Annotated in this window: 20 protein-coding genes; 9 read left to right on the top strand and 11 right to left on the bottom strand. The window is 42.4% G+C overall.

Going from position 1 to position 21,854, the window contains the following annotated elements; translation table 11 throughout:
- Window position 1 precedes the first annotated feature (1 nt).
- Window positions 2-661 (bottom strand): 5-oxoprolinase subunit PxpB, encoded by a 660-nt coding sequence (pxpB, locus tag PSH54_RS19835; protein ID WP_273606941.1) that lies wholly within the window; start codon window positions 659-661, stop codon window positions 2-4.
- 196 nt (window positions 662-857) lie between these two features.
- On the opposite strand from pxpB, the gene msrA reads away from it, so the two are divergent.
- Complete coding sequence (msrA, locus tag PSH54_RS19830) at window positions 858-2,147, top strand: peptide-methionine (S)-S-oxide reductase MsrA (protein WP_273606940.1); 1,290 nt, start codon at window positions 858-860, stop codon at window positions 2,145-2,147.
- A gap of 116 nt (window positions 2,148-2,263) precedes the next feature.
- Window positions 2,264-3,019: a substrate-binding periplasmic protein gene (locus tag PSH54_RS19825; protein WP_256845974.1), complete on the top strand. Its 756-nt coding sequence runs from the start codon at window positions 2,264-2,266 to the stop codon at window positions 3,017-3,019.
- Window positions 3,020-3,876: 857 nt separating this feature from the next.
- Here PSH54_RS19825 and PSH54_RS19820 read toward each other — a convergent pair.
- From PSH54_RS19820 to PSH54_RS19780, 9 genes are all read right to left on the bottom strand, one after another.
- Window positions 3,877-4,758, bottom strand: a complete 882-nt coding sequence (locus PSH54_RS19820; protein WP_004587893.1) for a LysR family transcriptional regulator — start codon at window positions 4,756-4,758, stop codon at window positions 3,877-3,879.
- Between the two features lie 315 nt (window positions 4,759-5,073).
- Window positions 5,074-5,730 carry a 3-oxoacid CoA-transferase subunit B gene (locus tag PSH54_RS19815; RefSeq protein WP_004587894.1) on the bottom strand — a complete coding sequence of 219 codons (657 nt, stop codon included), beginning with the start codon at window positions 5,728-5,730 and terminating at the stop codon, window positions 5,074-5,076.
- 15 nt (window positions 5,731-5,745) lie between these two features.
- Entirely contained in the window at window positions 5,746-6,444 is a 699-nt protein-coding gene (locus PSH54_RS19810) for a CoA transferase subunit A (RefSeq protein WP_004587895.1), read from the bottom strand.
- A gap of 45 nt (window positions 6,445-6,489) precedes the next feature.
- Entirely contained in the window at window positions 6,490-7,392 is a 903-nt protein-coding gene (locus tag PSH54_RS19805) for a hydroxymethylglutaryl-CoA lyase (RefSeq protein WP_273606939.1), read from the bottom strand.
- Complete coding sequence (locus PSH54_RS19800) at window positions 7,392-9,383, bottom strand: acetyl/propionyl/methylcrotonyl-CoA carboxylase subunit alpha (protein ID WP_273606938.1); 1,992 nt, start codon at window positions 9,381-9,383, stop codon at window positions 7,392-7,394. The genes PSH54_RS19805 and PSH54_RS19800 overlap by 1 nt, the downstream gene beginning before the upstream one ends.
- Window positions 9,384-9,391: 8 nt before the next feature.
- Window positions 9,392-10,162: an enoyl-CoA hydratase/isomerase family protein gene (locus PSH54_RS19795; protein WP_004587898.1), complete on the bottom strand. Its 771-nt coding sequence runs from the start codon at window positions 10,160-10,162 to the stop codon at window positions 9,392-9,394.
- A gap of 13 nt (window positions 10,163-10,175) precedes the next feature.
- Window positions 10,176-11,783, bottom strand: coding sequence for a carboxyl transferase domain-containing protein (locus tag PSH54_RS19790; protein ID WP_273606937.1), 1,608 nt, complete (start codon window positions 11,781-11,783; stop codon window positions 10,176-10,178).
- Window positions 11,784-11,793: 10 nt separating this feature from the next.
- On the bottom strand, window positions 11,794-12,969 hold the full coding sequence (locus PSH54_RS19785) for an isovaleryl-CoA dehydrogenase (protein ID WP_024034119.1): 1,176 nt from the start codon (window positions 12,967-12,969) through the stop codon (window positions 11,794-11,796).
- 48 nt (window positions 12,970-13,017) lie between these two features.
- A complete protein-coding gene (locus PSH54_RS19780; RefSeq protein WP_004587901.1) occupies window positions 13,018-13,452 on the bottom strand; it encodes a MerR family transcriptional regulator in 435 nt (144 codons plus the stop codon).
- 330 nt (window positions 13,453-13,782) lie between these two features.
- Here PSH54_RS19780 and PSH54_RS19775 point away from each other — a divergent pair, with 330 nt between their 5' ends.
- From PSH54_RS19775 to PSH54_RS19745, 7 genes are all read left to right on the top strand, one after another.
- Window positions 13,783-14,964, top strand: coding sequence for a thiolase family protein (locus PSH54_RS19775; protein WP_273606936.1), 1,182 nt, complete (start codon window positions 13,783-13,785; stop codon window positions 14,962-14,964).
- Window positions 14,965-15,067: 103 nt separating this feature from the next.
- Window positions 15,068-16,558, top strand: a complete 1,491-nt coding sequence (locus PSH54_RS19770; RefSeq protein ID WP_273606935.1) for a CoA-acylating methylmalonate-semialdehyde dehydrogenase — start codon at window positions 15,068-15,070, stop codon at window positions 16,556-16,558.
- 141 nt (window positions 16,559-16,699) lie between these two features.
- A complete protein-coding gene (locus tag PSH54_RS19765; protein ID WP_058549149.1) occupies window positions 16,700-17,857 on the top strand; it encodes an acyl-CoA dehydrogenase family protein in 1,158 nt (385 codons plus the stop codon).
- Window positions 17,858-17,867: 10 nt separating this feature from the next.
- The gene (locus PSH54_RS19760; RefSeq protein WP_273606934.1) at window positions 17,868-18,653 is read left to right on the top strand and encodes an enoyl-CoA hydratase; all 786 of its coding nucleotides are present in this window, start codon (window positions 17,868-17,870) and stop codon (window positions 18,651-18,653) included.
- Window positions 18,653-19,804: an enoyl-CoA hydratase/isomerase family protein gene (locus tag PSH54_RS19755; protein ID WP_273606933.1), complete on the top strand. Its 1,152-nt coding sequence runs from the start codon at window positions 18,653-18,655 to the stop codon at window positions 19,802-19,804. Before PSH54_RS19760 ends, PSH54_RS19755 begins: the two co-directional genes overlap by 1 nt.
- A 10-nt stretch (window positions 19,805-19,814) precedes the next feature.
- The gene (mmsB, locus tag PSH54_RS19750) at window positions 19,815-20,714 is read left to right on the top strand and encodes a 3-hydroxyisobutyrate dehydrogenase (RefSeq protein ID WP_273606932.1); all 900 of its coding nucleotides are present in this window, start codon (window positions 19,815-19,817) and stop codon (window positions 20,712-20,714) included.
- Between the two features lie 9 nt (window positions 20,715-20,723).
- Window positions 20,724-21,494: an SDR family oxidoreductase gene (locus tag PSH54_RS19745; RefSeq protein WP_273606931.1), complete on the top strand. Its 771-nt coding sequence runs from the start codon at window positions 20,724-20,726 to the stop codon at window positions 21,492-21,494.
- Between the two features lie 100 nt (window positions 21,495-21,594).
- Here PSH54_RS19745 and PSH54_RS19740 read toward each other — a convergent pair.
- Window positions 21,595-21,854, bottom strand: a 260-nt coding sequence (locus tag PSH54_RS19740) for a phage integrase N-terminal SAM-like domain-containing protein (protein WP_273606930.1), incomplete at its 5' end; no start/stop codon positions are given.

The following is a 21,854-nucleotide window of genomic DNA, read 5'->3' as shown; positions in this document are numbered from 1 at the left end:
TTTATGCTCCTTGCACTGTGTTTATTGAAACGAACGATAGCGTGTCGCCGGGTTTAAATAAGCAAGGATCTGAGTGTGTACTATCAAAAAGGGGCGTGTTTGTGTGGCCAATGATATGCCAACCGCCAGGTGTTTCTGCTGGGTAAATGGCAGTTTGCTCTGCGCCTAAAGCAATGGCACCTTTAGGTACTTTAGTACGCGGCGTGTCTCTGCGTGGGATATGCAAGCGTGAATCTAATCCATATAGGTAAGCAAACCCGGGCTGAAACCCTAAAAATAAAACGTGGTAAGTGGCTTGGCTATGTATTTGAATAATTTGCTGGGGTGTTAAATTAGTTTGTTTGGCAACAAAATCTAAATCTTCTCCTTCATAAGTAGTGTGTATTTTATGGTGAGTGCCTTTAAATGTTGTTGCTTGTACTTTGTCCCATAAATCAGGCAAGGCGTTTTGCCATTTTTCTAAATTACTTGCTGATTTTAAATAAAGCGTTAAAGAGTTCATGCCTGGGACTAAATCGATAAATTCGTTACTTTGCTTTAGCTGCTTAGTGAGTGCCCAAATTTTTTTTTGAGTGTCTAACACATTGTTTTGTTTATGCTGTGTGGCATCTAATAGCAAACTGTTATTTGTTAAAGTAAATACCTGTAAAAATGCAGTCATAATTTAATCTTTTTATACAACGTGCAGCAAAGCTAACATAGTTTTGTCAATTTATTCAGTACCTAGCCATAAGAAAAATAAACGAAAAAGAAATGCAGACTCAAACTGTATTCAAATTTAGCACGTATTTATTTACTGAAATTAAAACAAGGGATGTTGGGTCTTAATTAAAACACGTAGGTATTAAGAGGTATTTATGACATTTTCTCGCTCAGTTTATTTATTAGGCGCCGCTATTACATTTAGCGCTGACTGCTATGCTTTATCAACCGAAAAAATAGAGCACAGTGACGTAGAGGCCACAATGCATATAAAAACCATTGTGTTAGGTTCTGGCTGTTTTTGGGGAGCCGAAAAGCGCTACGAAGCACTAGAAGGGGTTATTGATGCAGAGTCGGGGTATGCAGACGGGTACGGCTTTAAAGCAACCTATAAAAATATCACCGACCAATCTCGCCGGTTTGACGAAAACAACTACGCTGAAGTAGTGCAAGTGATGTACAACAGCAATATTATTTCTTCTAAAGCGCTATTACAAAATTACTTTGAAAGCCATGATCCTACACAATCGAATCGCCAAGGTAATGATATTGGCACGCAGTATCGATCAATTATTCTTACGACCACTAAAGAGCAAGCGCAGCTTGCAGAGCAAGTTAAAGCCGAGTATCAGCCGTTATTAAGTGCAGCCGGTTATGGGCCAATTAAAACAGTAATAAAACCGCTTGAGGGGTTTGTATCTGCTGAGGAGTATCATCAAAATTATTTACAAAAGAACCCAAATGGCTATTGCCCAGATCACGCCACGGGTGTGGTATTTAATAAAACTAAAAAAGCAGATGTAGACAATAGTGTTTTACTCACGGGCAAGCAGATTGTGGTACTTGATTCGCGCGAATACTGCCCTTACTGTGAAAAATTTAAAAAAACAGTCGCTAACAATTACAAAGGTTCAATCCCACTGACATTTCGCCATGCTGATGAGCTTAATGGCCTAACTATAAAATCGGCAACTTGGGCAACCCCCACCATTTTGTTTTTAGAAAATGGAAAAGAGGTGTACGCGCGTCAAGGCTATGCAAGCCCCGCTGAATTTTACAAAGCGCTTGGCGCCTTTAAGCTAGGCGATAGTGATGCCTACGAAGTCGCATTTAATGAGCGCACCGACAGACCTTACTGTAAAGAGTATAAAGAATTTAAAAACACTCCCGATGGCGTATTTGTTGATAAATTAAGTGGTGAGCCATTATTTGATACTCGCGATAGATTTAATTCGGGCACGGGGTGGTTGTCGTTTAAACACCCAGTTAAAAATAGTGTTACTAAGCATAAAGATACCAGCTGGGGGATGACTCGAATAGAGCTTAAATCAAAAAGCACAGGTATACATTTAGGGCATTTATTTAAAGGTGAGGGACCAAGAGGCACAGATAGATACTGTATTAATGCTACTGTGTTAGAGTTTATACCTCGTGACAAAAGCTAATTTATAAGAGCGATTAATTCGCTCTTTTATATTTAATAAATCTAAACTTTAATTAACTGTGATTATGATATATAAATTAATAATCCAAACGATATTAACGGCATTTTACTATCAAATTGATTAACACGTTAGCACTTGTATCAGGGCTTATAACTATAAGCCCTGTATTAGCACAGCCAACCGAAAAATATGTAATAGGGGTAGAGAATATAGAATACCTGCCTTATTACGATGGCAGTGGCACTAATAAGCGTGATTATTTTGGTTTTAGTAAAGAGTTACTGGAACTATTTGCAAAACAACAAAATATTAAATTTGAATTTTACACTTTACCTATTCCGCGCCTTTATAAAGAATTTATAGAGCATCACCATGTTGACTTTAAATACCCCGACAACCCTAATTGGCAAGTAAGTTATAAAAATCAGCACCAACAAAATATTAATTATTCTGTGCCTTCATTAGTTACACATACAGGGTTAGCGAGCTTAAAAGACAATATTAAACTTGAAGATTGCAAATCACTTGCAAAAGTGCGTGGCTTTACATTGCAAGGGCTTGAAAAGTTAACCTCAATGCCAGGCTTGCAAGTACTCGAAAATGATAACGTTATAGAGATGATTTATTTGCTGCATAAAGAGCGAGTTGATTGTATATATATTTCACACGATGTACTTAAATACAATATAGAAGAATTTTTTGATACTCCCGTCCCTGTGTTTTTTCAGCATCAGTTGCCTGTTGATCACCAAGCATTTATGTTATCGAGCATTAAACACCCACAGCTCGTTAAAAAGTTTAATGTATTTTTAAAAGACAATGAAAATGCCATTGAAGAGCTTAAACAAAAACATAACTTTATAGTTGAATAATAATACTAAATTTAAGCGAATTGGTATAAAACGGTGGGGCAGGTAATTGTGTTTATAAAACAAAAACGGCCCATATAAGGTCACCACCTCACATGAACCGCTTTTCACACTGACAACATCTTACACACACAATATAAGATTTGGTTTGCTATATAGTAGCTAATTACGTTATTGCTGCGTGTTGCTGGTGGAATAAAAAACAGTCCAAACCAAGTCACCACCTAACTTGAACTGCTTTTTCACACTGACAACATCTTACACACACAATATAAGATTTGGTTTGCTACACAGTAGCTAATTTAGTTATTGCTGCGTGCTGCTGGTGGAATAAAAAACAGTTCAAACCAAGTCACCACCTGACTTGAACTGCTTTTTCACACTGACAACATCTTACACACACAATATAAGATTCTTTTCTTACCTTGTTAGAGCTATCACATCTAAAAAGGTTGCATTTATTTGGTGCAAAACAGTAAATAATGTCTAATTAGTAAAAACGTTTAGCTGTTTGCTTGCGATGGGTTAACTTTAAAATAATCGTAAAAGTCAGACAAACGATAAAAATAAAACCAATAAGTGAAAAAAATTAAGCTATAGACTTTAGTCTAACGCGTTGTGTTATTTTATTGATTTAAAGAGATAAATTTTTATAGGTTAGCTTGTAGGGAAAAAACGAATGATTAAATAAAAATATTTAATTAATAATAAATCACTAAACGGTGTTGTTAAGCTTCAGGAAAGTAAAAAAGAAGGAGCTTTACAGTTTACTGTGTGCAGCTTTAGCACTTGCTACGTGCTGCACACATTAAAATTGCCGTTATTAAACCAAAATGTAAATTGCATTTACTAAGGCAACACTAACCTTGAATGTTGCTAAATGTAGATACAACCCATTTAGCAAATAAATCTAGCGCGGGATTTGGCGAATTAGCTTCATGCTGTACTAAATAGTATTTATCTTTGGTGGTAAGGGGCTGTTGAAATAATTTATAAAGCCATTTTTCATCAAACCAGCTTTGGCTAATAGGCAGCGGTATAAGTGAAATGCCAATACCCTGTTGCGCTGCACGAGCGACCCCAAACATACTATCAATTTGTATAATTTGCGTAGGCGAAAAGTCATCTATACCCGCTTTTTCAGCCCATTGGTGCCATGCCCAAGGCCTTGCTTTGTGAAGGATTAATGGCACTTGGTTTAATGCTTGGCAGTGATCGTCTTTCCACTGTTTTAACAGTTTTTCGTTACACGCCGGTATATATTCAAGATTAAATAGCTCTGTAGTAAGGCCCTCAGTGGGTTTACTTGAGGATAAAACAATCGATAAATCACTGTGGCGGGTTAGCTCTTTACGGGTTTTGAGCGTATCCATTTGTAAATTTATATTAGGGTGCTCAGATGTCCACTCACTTAATTTAGGCATAAGTAGTTCACTGGCAAAAAATTCAGGCAGCGTAATAGTTATATTAGTATTTTGCTGCAATTGACTGAACTCGTTGATGGTGTTTTCAAGCGTATAGATAATAGGCGAAATGGCATCAAAAAAGTTTTTACCCGCAGCCGTTAAACTAATGGATCGGGTTTGGCGTTGAAAGAGTTCAATGCCTAGTTGTTCTTCAAGTTGTTTTATCTGATGGCTTACCGCAGAGGGCGTTAAGTACAGCTCTTTAGCTGCATGTTTAAAACTTAAGCTTTTTGCTGCAAAGCAAAAAGAGCGGAGGCCTCGAATAGGAGTTTGCATGTTTTCCAGAATTGTTTAATTAATTTAAGACGCCTTTAATAGGCAATAATCGAACCAATAATTTAATATAATAATATCAATAGTTTAATTTTAAATATAGCACTAGTTCACAAAAAAGGTGCAGACAATCCACAAATTAGTGCAAATAATCTAAGCGCTTACATTAAAAGCTATTTGTATTATAGATAATATTTACTACAACTGTATTAAAACTGAAAAAAAGTTTATGGCAGGCAAAAAAAATCCCTCTTGCGAGGGATTTTGGGTAACTCAGCGCCATTGGCACTGGGAATGAGGTCGGTACATGGTAAAGCGTTAAAAAACCATTTCTGGTACTTCACCGTCAACAAGTAATTTACCTGCTGTTTTACTAATGATTTCATCAACCGATACGCCCGGAGCGCGCTCGAGTAAATGAAATGCGCCGTCTTTAACTTCAAGTACGGCCAAATCTGTTACTATTTTTTTAACGCAATTAACGCCCGTTAGCGGTAATGTGCACGACTCTAATAATTTAGAATCACCATGCTTACTGGCATGGGTCATAGTAACAATAATATTCTTTGCCCCAGCGACTAAATCCATTGCGCCCCCCATGCCTTTTATTAACTTTTTGGGGATCATCCACGAGGCAATGTTGCCGCTTTGGTCTACTTCAAATGCACCCAGAACGGTTAAGTCTACATGACCACCCCGTATCATGGCAAAACTATCTGCACTATTAAATATGGCTGCACCTGTGGCAGCTGTCACGGTTTCTTTACCCGCGTTTATCATATCTGCGTCTAGCTCGGCTTTTGTTGGGTAGGGACCCATACCTAAAAGCCCATTTTCTGACTGTAACATAACTTCAATACCATCAGGTACATAGTTTGCGACGAGTGTCGGAATTCCTATGCCCAAATTAACGTAAAAGCCGTCTTGTAGTTCCTGTGCAACGCGCATTGCAACTTGTTCACGTGATAATGCCATAACCTATGCTCCTGCTTAATCTCGTGTTGTTACACGTTCAATGCGTTTTTCAAAGTCGCCTTTAATAACGCGATTTACAAAAATGCCTGGGGTATGAATTTGGCTTGGCTCAAGTTCACCGGGCTCTACTATTTCTTCTACTTCTGCAACGGTAATCTTACCTGCTGTTGCGGCCATTGGGTTAAAGTTCATGGCAGTGTGCCTAAATACTAAATTACCGTATCGGTCGGCTTTCCACGCTTTTACAATGGCAAACTCACCGGTGATCGACTCTTCTAAAATATAAGGGCGACCGTCAAACTCTTTTACATCTTTACCCTCTGCAACGGGCGTACCGTAACCTGTAGCGGTATAAAATGCAGGAATACCTGCACCGCCCGCACGCATTTTTTCAGCCAAGGTGCCTTGCGGGGTAAGCTCTACATCTATTTCACCGCTTAGTAATTGCTGCTCAAATAGGGCGTTTTCGCCCACATAGGAGGCAATTACTTTTTTAATTTGTTTATCTTTAAGTAAAATACCTAATCCAAAGTCATCTACACCACAGTTGTTAGAAACCACGGTTAGCTCTTTGGTGTTCATTGCCTTAATTTGTTTAATTAAGCCCTCAGGAATACCGCATAAGCCAAAGCCGCCAGCAATAACGGTATCGCCGTCTTTTAACCCTGCCATTGCGGCTTCGTAACTAGAAACCACTTTATCAAAACCGGCCATGAGACTCTCCTCATTGTGTTAACTGCCATTTGGCAAGTTAAGCTATTATTTTTGTGTGTTGCCTAATGCAATTGAAACTTTGCTTACAGGCGTTTTGCCAAGTGCTTGTGTAATTTTCCAACCAGCGCTACTTAACCTTTGTAAATCAATTCCATGTTCAATGCCAAGCCCATTGAGTAAGTAAACCACATCTTCGGTGGCAACATTTCCTGACGCGCCTTTGGCATAAGGGCAGCCGCCAAGGCCTGCAACAGCGGCATCAACCGTTGCTATACCTAAGCTTAACGCTGCGTAAATATTTGTGAGCGCTTGCCCGTAGGTATCATGAAAATGCACTGCCAGTTTTGATTTATCAATATGCTCAAGCAAAAGTGTTAAAAGCTGGGTAACTTTATTTGCAGTGCCAACACCTATGGTATCGCCAAGGCTTATTTCGTAGCAGCCTAAATCTAAAAGCTTTTGCGAAACGCTAAGTACTTTATGCGGGTCTATTTCTCCCTCATAAGGGCAACCGAGTACACAACTGACATAACCGCGTACACGTATGTTATTGGCTTTTGCAAATTCCATAACGTCGCTAAAACGCTCAATACTCTCATCAATACTGCAATTTATATTTTGTTGACAGAACGATTCGCTTGCCGCGGTAAATATGGCAAATTCTTTTATGCCAACGGCATGGCCCGCTTGAGCGCCTTTTAAGTTGGGTGTAAGCGCACTTAAATTTACATGGTGTAAATTAAGCGCTGTTATCACCTCGGCTGAATCGGCCATTTGTGGCACCCATTTAGGCGATACAAAAGCACCGGCTTCAATATTTTTTAAGCCCGCGTCACTAAGTGCATTTATTAATGAAATTTTATCAGCTGCAGTGACTGATTTTTCGTTTTGTAGGCCATCACGCGCGCCTACTTCAACAATTTTAACTTCAGTTGGAAAAGCAGCCATCACGATGCCTCCTGCGCCGTGGTGTCTTCTACAATTGCTAATAAAGCGCCGTGCGAAACTAATTCGCCTTCATCAAAGCAGTAGCTTTGTAAAATACCATCGTGCGGTGCATTGAGCGTGTATTCCATTTTCATGGCTTCAATAATCACTACGGCATCGCCTTTGGTAATGGTGCTGCCTACATCAACTAAATGCTTAACCACAGTGCCATTAAGTGGCGCCGCAAGGGGCAGGGCGTCACTTTCATGGCTGCTAATGTAATGTTTAGTGTTTAAAGCAAGCTTAATTTGCAGCGCAGCAAACATCACGCTAATACTATTATCAACGTGGCTAACATGGGCGGTAAATTTTTCCCCATTAATAAACACATTACATACGTTTTGGTTTACAGAGCCTGCTATATCGAACGACTTATCATTATGCGTTACAACATAACCCGTTTTAGTTTTAACGGCGCTTATAGCTAAGTCTGTAAATGGTACATCCACTTTTTGGGGTGCGTTAAGCGTAAAACCACTGAGTTGCTGCCACGGGTTTGCGCTTTGCTGAGTTTCCTTTTTAGCACTAAGCGATTCAAGGTAGGCAAAGGCTGCAATTAGTTGTGCTTTTTCAAGCGCGGCGCTATCAACACTTACCAATGCATCGCCTTGCTCGGCAATAAAGTGGGTGCTTGGCGCACCTTGAGCAAATGTAGGGTGGCTTGCTAAGTTGTGTAAAAAGCCAATATTAGTGCTAAAACCCGCTAAGTGAAATTGCTCAAGAGCTTGGCGTAAACGCGATAATGCTTGCTCTCGGTTATCATCATGTACTATAAGCTTTGCAATCATAGGGTCGTAATACGGGCTTATTTCATCGCCTTGTGCAATACCTGTATCTATTCTTACAAACTCACTGTTAAGCGGAGTATTTAACGATTCAATAGTGCCCGAGCAGGGAATGAAATCGTTACTTGGATCTTCCGCGTAAATACGCGCTTCAAAGCTGTGGCCTTGGAGTTGTATGTCTGATTGCGTTAGTGGCAGCGTTTGCCCAGCGGCAATATTAATTTGCCAATTAACTAAATCTACACCAGTTACCATTTCTGTCACAGGGTGTTCTACTTGTAGGCGCGTGTTCATTTCCATAAAGAAAAACTCATCGCCACACAGTAAAAACTCAACCGTACCTGCACCTCTGTAGTTTATTGCAAGGGCACAGCGTACTGCGGCTTCACCCATTTCTTTACGTAGTTCGTCAGACAAACCTGGCGCTGGTGCTTCTTCAATTACTTTTTGATGACGGCGTTGTAATGAGCAATCCCGATCACCTAAATAAACACAGTTACCGTGGTTATCGGCAAAAACTTGTACTTCAACATGGCGAGGCTGGTTAACATAGCGCTCAAGCAGTACTAAGTCGTTACCAAAGCCCGCAATTGCTTCACGCTGTGCGCCCTCAAGTGCACTTATAAAATCGTTGGCTTGCTCAACAATGCGCATGCCTTTACCGCCACCACCAAAGGCCGCTTTAATGAGCACGGGGTAACCAATTTTTTCAGCCTCAGATTGTAAAAAAGCAGGGTCTTGGTTATCACCGTAATAGCCTGGCACTAATGGTACATTTGCCGCGGCCATTATTTCTTTGGCGCGGGTTTTAGAGCCCATGGCTTCTATGCTGCTTGCAAGTGGGCCAATAAACGCAATGTTGTTAGCTTCACAGGCGTTAGCAAATTCGCTGTTTTCAGATAAAAAACCGTACCCAGGGTGTATACAGTCGGCACCGCTTGTTTTTGCAACCTGTAAAATTTTATCTGTTACAAGGTATGAGTCTTTACTTGGTGCAGGGCCAATGTGGTAGGCCTCATCAGCAATTTTTACATGTTGTGCGTGTTTGTCGGCGTCAGAGTAAACAGCGACCGTTGTTAGGCCCATTTGCTTTGCACTTCGCATTATACGGCATGCAATTTCACCACGGTTGGCAATGAGTATCTTTGTTAATGTGTGTGTGTTCATAATTAGTCCTACAGTTGCCAAGCGGGAGGGCGTTTATCAAAAAAGGCGCTTAGTCCTTCTTGGCCTTCGTCCGATACCCGAATATTTGCAATACGTTCGGCCGTGAGTTCAATAAGATCATCATTAATAGGCTTATTTGCTACATCGTTAATTAATGATTTAGCGGCTTTTACAGCTACTGGGCCGTTATCGATTAATGTTTGCAGCATATTATCAAGGGCACAGTCTAAATTACCGGTCACCTGATGAACCAAACCAAGTTGTTTTGCTGTGTGGGCATCAAACACCTCGGCAGTTAAAAAGTAGCGGCGCGCAGCGCGCTCACCAATGGCTTTAATTACATACGGGCTAATTACCGCAGGAATAAGCCCTAGCTTGACTTCGCTTAAACAAAACTGCGCATCGTCTTTACTTAGGGCAATATCGCAACATGCAATTAAGCCCAGAGCGCCGCCAAACGCAGCGCCTTGTACAGCACATATGGTTGGGTGAGGAGAGGCGGCTAGTACCTGCATTAATTTAGCGAGCTGCATAGAATCGGCAAGGTTATCGGCGTAGTTGTTATCAGCCATTGATTTCATCCAGGCTAAATCGGCACCGGCAGAAAAGTGCTTGCCTTCAGTTTTTAAAACCAAAGCGCGAATATCGAGTGTATTTGCATGCTCTATGCACTGAATTAGCTCGTGTATTACTTCACTATTAAATGCGTTACGTTTTTCAACTCGGCTTAAAACAAGTACAGCCACATTAGATTTTGTTATTTGTAGTGTTACTGACATTTTTGCGCTCCGGTTACATTCTAAATACGCCAAACTTAGAGTCTTGCTGTGGTGCATTTTTAGCTGCACTTAAGGCAAGGCCTAATACGTTACGGGTATCGGCAGGGTCAATAATGCCGTCGTCCCACAAGCGTGCGCTTGCGTAATACGGATGACCTTGCTCTTCGTACTGATCAATAATTGGCTTTTTAAAATCGCTAACTTCTTGCTCGCTCATACTATGGCCTTTACGTGCTAAGCCATCTTGCTTAACTTGCGCCATTACACCGGCGGCTTGCTCGCCGCCCATTACCGAAATACGGGCATTGGGCCACATCCACATCATGGTGGGTTCAAATGCGCGGCCACACATACCGTAGTTACCAGCGCCGTAAGAGCCACCAATTAGTACCGTAAATTTTGGCACATCGGCACACGAAACCGCCATTACCATTTTAGCGCCGTGCTTTGCTATGCCTTCAGCTTCGTATTTTTTACCCACCATAAAGCCGGTAATATTTTGTAAAAACACTAAAGGAATATTGCGCTGTGCACATAGTTGAATAAAGTGCGCGCCTTTTTGCGCCGACTCACTAAATAAAATGCCGTTATTAGCCACTATGCCTACAGGGTTCCCGTAAATACTGGCAAAACCTGTTACCAGCGTTTCACCAAAGTAGCGTTTAAATTCATCAAACGATGAATCATCCACCGTACGGGCAATAACTTCACGCACATCAAATGGCTTTTTAAGGTCGGTGCCTACAATGCCGTAAAGCTCGTTTATATCGTAACGTGGTGGTTTTACATCCTCTAAAAGAGGGGCTGTAGGGCGCGTGTAATTAATACGCTCAATACATTGGCGCGCAATAGACAGCGCATGCTCGTCATTTTCTGCAAAGTGGTCAGCCACCCCCGATGTTTTACAATGCACATCGGCGCCGCCTAATTCTTCGGCGCTGACTACTTCACCAGTCGCTGCTTTTACAAGTGGCGGGCCGGCTAAAAATATAGTGCCTTGCTCTTTTACAATTATGCTTTCATCGGCCATTGCGGGTACGTATGCGCCGCCTGCGGTACATAACCCCATTACCACGGCAATTTGAGGAATACTTTTACCCGACATACGGGCTTGGTTATAAAAAATACGGCCAAAATGTAATTTATCAGGGAATACATCGTCTTGCTCAGGCAGGTTAGCACCGCCCGAATCAACCAAATAAATACACGGTAAGTGGCAACGCTCGGCTATATCTTGTGCGCGTAAATGCTTTTTAACGGTAAGCGGAAAGTACGTACCGCCTTTTACCGTGGCATCATTTGCAATGATCATGCATTCAATACCTTTAACACGGCCAATACCAGCAACTACACCCGCACAGGCAATTTCTTGTTCGTACACACCAAAGGCTGCAAATTGAGAAATTTCTAAAAACGGTGAGCCTTCATCTAATAAAGTGCTAATACGGTCGCGTACAAATAACTTACCTCTGCCTTCGTGGCGCTCTTTTAACGCAGCGCCGCCGCCTAAGCTTATGGTGGCTACTTTACTGTGTAAATCATCAACCAAAGCTGCCATGTTTTTGTGATTTTGCACAAAAGTAGGATCGTGAGGATTAACGCTCGATTTTAATATCGTCATAATTTAATCCTTAACGGCTTTCGGTAAAGAGTTCGCGGCCAATAAGCATGCGACGTATTTCTGATGTGCCAGCACCAATTTCGTATAGTTTGGCATCACGCAATAAGCGCCCTGTGGCGTATTCGTTTATGTAGCCGTTACCCCCTAAAATTTGAATGGCATCGAGCGCCATTTTAGTGGCAAGCTCCGCAGCATATAAAATGGCGCCGGCGGCATCTTTACGGGTGGTTTCGCCGCGGTCACACGCTTTTGCAACGGTATAAACGTATGAGCGCGCTGCGTTCATTTGCGTATACATGTCGGCTACTTTGCCTTGAATTAACTGAAATTGGCCAATAGGGGTGTCGAACTGTTTCCGTTCATGAATGTACGGTACAACAATATCCATACAGGCTTGCATTATGCCAAGCGGGCCTGCAGCAAGTACTACACGTTCGTAATCTAGGCCGCTCATTAGTACCTTAACGCCTTCGTTTAGGTTACCTAAAATGTTTTCTTCTGGTACTTCGCAGTTTTCAAACACCAGCTCACACGTGTTTGAGCCACGCATACCAAGCTTGTCTAGCTTTTGCGCGGTAGAAAAACCAGGGAAGTCTTTTTCAACAATAAATGCGGTAATGCCTTTAGCGCCGGCTTCTAAATCTGTTTTTGCATAAATAACAAATGTGTGTGCATCGGGGCCGTTGGTGATCCACATTTTATTGCCATTTAAAATGTATTTATCGCCTTTTTTTTCAGCTTTAAGTTTCATTGATACCACGTCAGAACCTGCATTTGGTTCGCTCATGGCAAGGGCACCAATGTGTTCGCCGCTAATAAGCTTTGGTAAGTATTTTTCTTTTTGTGCTTGGTTACCGTTACGGTTAATTTGATTTACACACAAGTTTGAATGCGCACCATAGCTTAAGCCAATTGATGCACTCGCACGGCTAATTTCTTCCATGGCTATTACATGCTCTAAGTAACCTAAGCCTGCACCGCCAAAGTCTTCAGATACGGTCATGCCTAGTACACCCATTTCGCCCATTTGCGGCCAAAGCTGATTAGGAAACGCGTTGTCCATATCGGTTTGTTCAGCTAGTGGCGCAATTTCTTGGCTTGCAAAGCTATTTACGTGGTCGCGGATCATATCGGCGGTTTCGCCAAGGCCAAAGTTCATCTCTTTATAAAGTGAAATAGTGCTCATGATTCATTCCTGTGTGTGTTGTCAGTGTGTTTTTATTATTAAAATAGGCTACTCGTCTATTTTATTAAGTGTGTCTCTGCAGCGGCGCTCCGCTGTCACTAATTCCATAAGCACAACTTTTATGTCGTCCATTTGCTGAGAAAGGTCGGCTTTTTTCTCTGCTATTAAATCGAGCATAGTCACCAGCTGCTTAGCGCTTGATTTATCAGCGTCGTACAGTTCAAACAAACGGCCTGTTTCAGCCAATGTAAAGCCTAAGCGTTTGCCTCGCAGTATTAGTTTTAAGCGAACTTTGTCGCGTTTTGAATAAATACGGGTTTGGCCATTGCGCTCTGGGCTTACTAAACCTTGGTCTTCGTAAAAACGAATAGAGCGGGTGGTAATATCAAACTCTTTAGCTAAATCGCTAATACTAAAGGTTTGATCGTTACTGCTTGGCGCTTTTGCAGAACTTGCAAAGTTTGTTTGGTTATCTGGTTTCATAGTTGTGTTTACCTCATTCGAATAACTCCAATATAAGTGAAGTTTACGTAAAGGTAAAGCTTGGTGTGGTATGAAACTATTTATAAAGGAGTGTTGATGTGAAATGTTAAATTATATTATTAATATTCAATAGTTTATTTTTATTAATTGTTCACTTCGCCGTTACTGGAAAATAATCCTTACACTTTTAAAACTAAAAATTAAACGCTTTTTAGTTGACGTTAGCGTAAACGTTAGTATTGTGTAAGGGTGTTAAACAATAAATGAATACTAAATTAATAGAGCAAATATTCTAACAACTATTTGCATATAAATACAACGGAGTTAATTATGACTTTAGAATCAGTGGTAATTGTAGCAGCAAAGCGTACGCCAATGGGCGGGTTTATGGGCGCATTGACCAATGCACAATCTACCGAGCTTGGCGCAACCGCCATTGCAAGTGCGCTTGCACAAACTGGTTTAGCAAATGATGCAATAGATGAAGTAATTATGGGCTGTGTATTGCCAGCGGGCCTTGGCCAAGCGCCAGCACGCCAAGCAATGTTAAAAGCAGGCCTTGCTCTGGGCACCGGTGCTACCACCATTAATAAAGTATGTGGCTCTGGTTTAAAAGCCGCTATGCTCGCAAACGACTTAATTAAAGCGGGCTCAATTAGCAGTGCAATTGCTGGTGGCATGGAAAGCATGAGTAACGCACCGTATTTTATACCTAAAGCACGTGGCGGTATGCGTATGGGCCACGGCGAAATTAAAGATCATATGATGAGCGACGGCCTAGAAGATGCTTACGATAACAAAGCAATGGGCTGTTTTGCACAAGATACTGCCGATGAGTACGGCATTGGCCGTGAGCAAATGGATGAGTTTGCACTTAGCTCTTTAAGTAAAGCTAATGCGGCAATCGAAAACGGCAGCTTTGAAAACGAAATTTCGCCGCACACCATAAAAACTCGCAAAGGCGATGTAACCGTATCGGTTGATGAGCAACCCGGTAATGCCCGCCCAGAAAAAATACCAAGCCTGCGTGCTGCCTTTAAAAAAGACGGCACCATCACTGCGGCTAATTCATCGTCAATTTCTGATGGTGGCGCAGCGCTTATATTAATGAGCGAATCAAAAGCAAAAGAGCAAGGCTTAACACCGCTTTGTAAAATTGTAGCGCACAGCACGCACTCTCAAAAACCAAGCGAATTTACTGTAGCACCTGTGGGCGCTATGAACAGTGTACTTGAAAAAGCAGGCTGGACAACTGCTGATGTTGACCTGTGGGAAATTAACGAAGCCTTTGCCATGGTTACCATGCTTGCTATTAACGAATTAAAACTTGATGAGAGCAAAGTAAACGTAAACGGTGGGGCGTGTGCACTTGGCCACCCAATTGGTGCCAGCGGCGCGAGAATTTTAGTCACGCTTATTCACGCGCTTAAAAACCGTGGCCTTAAAAAAGGAATTGCGTCTTTATGTATTGGCGGCGGCGAAGCTGTAGCCATGGCTGTAGAGGCTTACTAACAATAAAGTTAATTAACTAACAGCAACTAAAATGCACCGTATTTATACTAATAACAAAACGGTGCCATTTTTTAAAAGAACACACTAACAACAGGATTTACCCATGCACCAAGTTCCACTACTTATAAATGGCGAATTTGTTCAGTCGGCTTCAAACGAGCTTATTGATGTAATTAACCCAGCAAACCAAGAAGTACTTGCGCAAGTTCCATGCACTACCGACTCAGAAATGGATGCAGCGATTGCCTCGGCCTCTGAAACATTTAAAACATGGAAAGATGTGCCCATTACCGAGCGTGCCCGCATTATGATGAAATACGCGGCGCTGTTAAAAGAGCACCACGATGAGCTTGCGACCATTATTTGCCACGAACTAGGTAAAACGTTTGAAGATGCAAAAGGCGATGTATGGCGCGGTATTGAAGTAGTAGAACAAGCAGCTAACGCACCATCACTAATGATGGGCGAAACAATGGAAAATGTTGCCCGTAAAATCGATACCTATTCTTACATGCAGCCCCTTGGCGTATGTGCAGGCATTACGCCGTTTAACTTTCCGGCGATGATCCCACTTTGGATGTTTCCGCTAGCTATTGTATGTGGTAACACCTTTATTTTAAAACCCTCTGAGCAAGACCCACTCACACCAATGCGTTTAGCTGAGCTATTTATTGAAGCCGGCGCACCAAAAGGCGTATTACAAGTGGTTCATGGTACAAAACCGCAAGTAGACCGCTTATTAGAAGACAAAGCCGTACGTGCAATTTCGTTTGTGGGCTCGTGTGGTGTAGGTGCATACATTTATTCTAAAGGCACACAAAACCTTAAGCGCGTGCAAGCGTGTGTGGGTGCTAAAAATCACATGGTTATTATGCCAGATGCGAGTAAATCGCACGTGGTAAATAACCTAGTTGGCGCATCGGTTGGTGCAGCAGGCCAGCGTTGTATGGGTATTTCGGTGGCTGTGTTTGTAGGCCAAGCAAGTGAGTGGGTAGATGAAATAAAAGCAGGTTTTGAAAACGTACGCCCAGGCGTGTGGGATGACAAAGACGCAGCCTACGGCCCGCAAACATCAAAAGCCGCAAAAGAGCGTATTTTATCGCTTATAGAAAGCGGTAAGGAGCAAGGCGCCACCTGTTTAATTGATGGCTCAAACTACACAGTAGAGGGCTTTGATCAAGGTAACTGGGTTGGCCCAACTCTATTTACCGATGTGACAAAAGAGATGGACTTATACAAAGAAGAAATCTTTGGCCCTGTGCTTGCCTGTATGTTTGTAGATACGCTTGATGAGGCAATTGCCCTTATTAACGAAAGCCCGTACGGCAACGGTACCTCGTTATTTACCTCAAGTGGCGCTGCGGCTCGTAAATTTCAACATGAAATTGAAGTAGGCCAAGTGGGTATTAATGTGCCTATTCCGGTACCGCTGCCGTTTTTCTCGTTTACGGGTTGGAAAGGCTCGTTTTACGGCGATACGCACACCTATGGTAAGCAAGGTATACGTTTTTACACAGAAACTAAAACTATTACCTCACGTTGGTTTGAAGACGACATCGCTTCAGGTCCAAACATGAGCATTAATTTAAAATAAACACACTCAAAAATAATAATAAAGAAGGGCGCAAAGGCTAAATCCGCTGACAAGCAACTAGAACACACACATCAGTCTTTGCCGCTCTTCACTCATTTACCCTAATGGGACACACTAACAACACAATTAAAGAGGTCTACCATGGACTTTAACTTATCAGAAGATCAACAAGCCTTTGCAGAAACTGCACGCCAATTTGCAGAATCAGAACTTGCTCCACATGCAGCAAAGTGGGATCGCGAGCATATTTTTCCTAAAGATACGATTAAAGCGGCGGGCGAGCTTGGTTTTTGCGGTTTATACACGCCAGAGGAAGCCGGCGGCCTTGGTTTATCACGCTTAGATTCAAGCATTATATTTGAGCAGCTTGCGATGGGCTGTACAGCTACAACGGCCATGCTAACTATTCATAATATGGCCACGTGGATGGTAGCAAGTTTTGGTACAGATGCAGTTAAAGATGCATACGTAGAGCAACTAGTAATGGGCGAGCTACTTGCCTCTTATTGTTTAACAGAGCCAGGGGCGGGCTCAGATGCAGCATCACTAAAAACAAAAGCTGTGCTTGAAGGTGATGAGTACGTTATTAACGGCTCAAAAATGTTTATATCGGGCGCAGGTGAAACCGAAGTATTAGTGGTTATGGCGCGTACCGGTGGCGAAGGTGCTGCGGGTATTTCGGCATTTGTAGTCCCTGCCGACGCACAAGGCGTTGAATACGGTAAAGCAGAAGAAAAAATGGGTTGGAACGCACAACCAACACGCTTAATTAGTTTTGAAGATGTGCGTATTCCGGCGCATAACTTATTAGGTAAAGAGGGCGAAGGCTTTAAATTTGCCATGCAAGGCCTAGATGGCGGGCGTATTAATATTGCCACGTGCTCAATTGGTACAGCACAAGCTGCGCTAAACACGGCAAAAGAGTACTTAAAAGAGCGCACTCAATTTGGTAAGCCCTTGGCTGCGTTTCAGGCTTTGCAATTCAAAATTGCCGATATGAACACTGAGCTTGTAGCTGCGCGCCAAATGGTAAGGCTTGCGGCATTTAAACTTGATACCGGCGATAGTGAAAAAACCACCTATTGCGCCATGGCTAAACGCTTTGCCACCGACGTTGGCTTTACTGTGTGTAACGAGGCACTGCAAGTACATGGTGGTTACGGTTACATAAAAGAATACCCGCTTGAGCGCCATGTACGTGATGTACGCGTTCATCAAATTTTAGAAGGCACTAACGAAATTATGCGTGTAATTATAGCGCGCCGTATTTTAGCCGAGTCTGCAAGCGACGTTTTATAAGGAGCAAGTTATGTCACAATCTAACCCGAGTATTGAGCTAACAACCGAAGGTCATGTTGCTATTTTAACTATGTGTAACCCACCAGCTAATACCTGGACAAGAGACACCTTAATTGACTTAAAAAACAAAGTTAACGAGCTTAATAACAACAAAAATATTTATGCCTTAGTGCTTACTGGCGAAGGCGAGAAGTTTTTTAGCGCCGGTGCCGATTTAAACGTATTTGCCAGTGGCGATAAAGGCGTTGCCGCTGATATGTCGCGTGTATTTGGTGAAGCCTTTGAAGCACTGACTAATTTTACAGGGGTGTCGATTGCGGCCATTAACGGTTATGCCATGGGCGGCGGGCTAGAAGTAGCGCTTGCGTGTGATATTCGTATAGCAGAAGAGCAGGCACAAATGGCACTGCCAGAGGCAAAAGTGGGTTTATTACCGTGCGCGGGTGGCACACAAAATTTAGCATGGCTTGTTGGCGAAGGCTGGGCAAAACGCATGATTTTATGTGGCGAGCGCTTAAAAGCCGATAAAGCCTTACAAATTGGCTTAGTAGAAGAAGTAGTCCCACAAGGGGAAAGCTTTGCAGCGGCATTAAAACTTGCCAATCAAGTAAGCGAACAAAGCCCAAGCTCGGTAGCTGCATGTAAAACGCTTATACAAAAAGGGCGCCATCAACCTATGGCAAGCGTATTGCCTCTTGAGCGTGAATTGTTTGTTGGGCTGTTTGATACACAAGATCAACAAGAGGGCGTTAATGCCTTTTTAGAAAAACGCCGCGCAAATTGGGTAAATGGCTAATGAGTAATTTAACGTTATTAAATAATGCCGATGACCCCGTGCTATTTGAAACGGCAAGTGCAGCAAACGGCAGCTTAATTGGGCTTATTACACTCAACGTACCTAAAGCATTAAACGCCCTTAATTTTGACATGATCAAATTACTTGAGCCGCAGCTGCGGGCTTGGCAAAGCGATGATGCAATTGCAATGGTATTGTTAAAAGGCGCAGGGGATAAAGCATTTTGCGCCGGTGGCGATGTAGTGAGTCTTCATCATGCAATGGCGCAAGGTAAACCAACAAGCTTAGTGGAAGACTTTTTTACCCTAGAGTACCAGCTTGACTACCTTATTCACTGCTACGAAAAACCACTTTTAGTGTGGGGTAATGGCATTGTTATGGGGGGCGGTTTAGGCCTAATGGCCGGTGCTAGCCACCGCGTAGTAACCGAAACATCGCGCATTGCTATGCCAGAGCAAACCATAGGTTTATACCCAGATGTAGGCGGCAGTTACTTTTTACATAAAATGCCACAAGGTGTGGGGCTATTTTTAGGGCTAACATCGGCCTCTATTAATTGTGAAGATGCACGCTTTGTATCGCTAGCCGATTACTTTATCGACAGCACTAAATATGATGCCATGCTAGCGCAAATTTTAGCGGCTAAGTGGGGCAAAACCGCAAGTTTAAATCATGAGCGTTTGACTAAATTATTAACCGATTTAGATAACCAATCTGCGCGTATGCCCAAAGGCAATATTAAAGCTAACTTAGCAACCATTCAAAAATTAGCTGAATTTAATACGCTACAAGAACAAGTTGATTATATTTTAGGCCTAGCTACTGACGATAAATGGCTGCAACGCGCCCAAAAGTCACTTAAGCATGGTTGCCCACTAAGTTGCGCGCTAGTAAGTGAGCAGCTAAAAGCCAGTAAAGGCAAAAGCTTACTAGCGTGTTTTAAAATGGAGCTGGGTATGTCGGTACGCGCTGGCGAAGTAGGTGAATTTCAAGAAGGCGTAAGAGCACTATTAATAGATAAAGACGGCGCGCCTAATTGGCAATACAAAACACTGAATGATGTACCACAAGCCGTAATAGAGAGCTTTTTTGCTAACCGTTTTGGCGAAAATCACCCACTCAATGGCTTAGACACCCCAACACACACATAAAGGAAAGACGATGACTAAACTCAATATTGGTTTTATCGGCTTAGGTAATATGGGCGGCCCAATGGCGGCTAACTTAATTAAAGCCGGCCATAATGTTACAGCATTTGATTTAAACCAGTCGGTCTTAAATGAACTTGCAAGTAAAGGCGCACACGCAGCTGATAATGCAAATGCATGTGCAACCAATGCCGATATACTTATTAGTATGTTACCTGCGGGCAAACATGTTAAATCACTTTATTTAGGCAATAACGACGATAGCGGCTTAATTAATGTGCTTAGCAACAACACCTTAGTGATAGATTGCTCAACAATAGATGCAGAGTCGGCCCGTGTGGTTGGCATCGCACTTGGCGACCAGGGTATTAGCTTTGTAGATGCACCGGTATCGGGTGGTGTTGCTGGAGCAACCGCAGGCACGCTTACGTTTATTGTAGGTGGTAGTAAAGCCGCGTTTAATACCGCACAACCTGTGCTTAATGATATGGGTAAAAACATATTTCATGCAGGCGATATTGGCGCAGGACAAGTTGCAAAAATATGCAACAACATGCTGTTAAGTATTTTAATGGCAGGCACGAGCGAAGCCCTGCAAATGGGTATTAATAATGGGCTAGATGCAAAAGTACTCAGCGACATTATGACTGCAAGCTCTGGCCGTAACTGGACCCTTGAACTTTACAACCCATGCCCAGGCGTAATGGATACCGCTCCGGCTAGCAACGATTACAAACCGGGCTTTATGGTTGATTTAATGGCTAAAGATTTAGGGCTTGCTATGGAAGCCGCGCAGCAAAGTAATTCTTCAACCCCAATGGGTTCAATGGCTAAAAATTTATACACTATGCTACAGCACCAAGGTGCTGGCAGTGATGATTTTAGCGCCATTTTTAAACTGTTTTCTAAGTAGGAGCAAGGCGTGGAAATTAAAAATAACACGGTAGTAATAACCGGTGGTGCACAAGGCTTAGGCTTTGCAATGGCGAAAAAATTTGCCCTTATGGGCGCTAACATCGCACTTATAGATATGGCGCAAGAGCTGTTAAACAACGCATGCGATCAACTAACACAGCTTGAAGGTGTATCTGGCACTATTAAAGGCTACGCCGCAAACGTAACTGTTGAGAGCGAAGTAGAAAACGTATTTAATACCATTAATAGCGATTTTGGCCACATTGGTGTGCTTATAAACAACGCCGGTATTTTACGCGACGGCATGTTTATAAAAGCTAAAGACGGCAAAGTGGTTAAAAAAATGTCACTTGAGCAATTTCAATCAGTAATTGATGTAAATCTCACTGGCGTATTTTTAGCAGGGCGTGAAGCTGCAAGCCACATGATTGAATCAGGCAAAGGCGGCGTTATAGTCAATATGTCGAGCGTAGCGCGAGCAGGTAACATAGGGCAAACAAACTACGCGGCATCAAAAGCAGGCGTAGTGGCACTTACCACCACATGGGCTAAAGAGCTTGGCCGTTTTGGTATACGTGTAGGCGCTATTGCTCCAGGTGTAATAAGCACCGCCATGACCGACGCCATGAAACCCGAAGCCAAACAGCGTATGCTTGCAGTAACACCCGTAGGGCGTTTAGGCGAAAGCGACGAAATAGCCCATACCGCACAATACATAATCGAAAACGACTTTTTCACCGGTCGCGTGGTTGAAATAGACGGCGGTATTCGTTTGTAAACCGAACTGGGTTAAGATTGATTTAAAAAGCATGGCCCTTGTGGGCTGTGCTTTTTTGTTTTAAAAAATGCCTAATAAGAGTGGCTTTTGAATCACCTCTTTAAATAATTAGCTCAACGCATTTAAGGCTTGGTTTGAGTGTTGTGAGCCACTTTTTTTGGTTGATTAAGTGATTCAAAATAAGTTCGGCCTCATTATTTCCCATTGTTGTTGGGTGCCTCATAGAGTTAAATCGAATAAACGAAGCTATCCAGTATAAATACGCTTTAATGGTACTTTTAGCATAACGCTTTAGATACATTTGTTCGGCTATCATAGTTAAAAAAGGTGATTTCATGATATGAATCTCTAGTAAAAATT

Source organism: Pseudoalteromonas sp. Angola-30 (assembly GCF_028599215.1).
Taxonomy (GTDB): Bacteria; Pseudomonadota; Gammaproteobacteria; order Enterobacterales; family Alteromonadaceae; genus Pseudoalteromonas; species Pseudoalteromonas atlantica.
The sequence above is the reverse complement of the archived record's forward strand: the minus strand, read 5'-3'. Positions and strand labels throughout refer to the sequence as shown.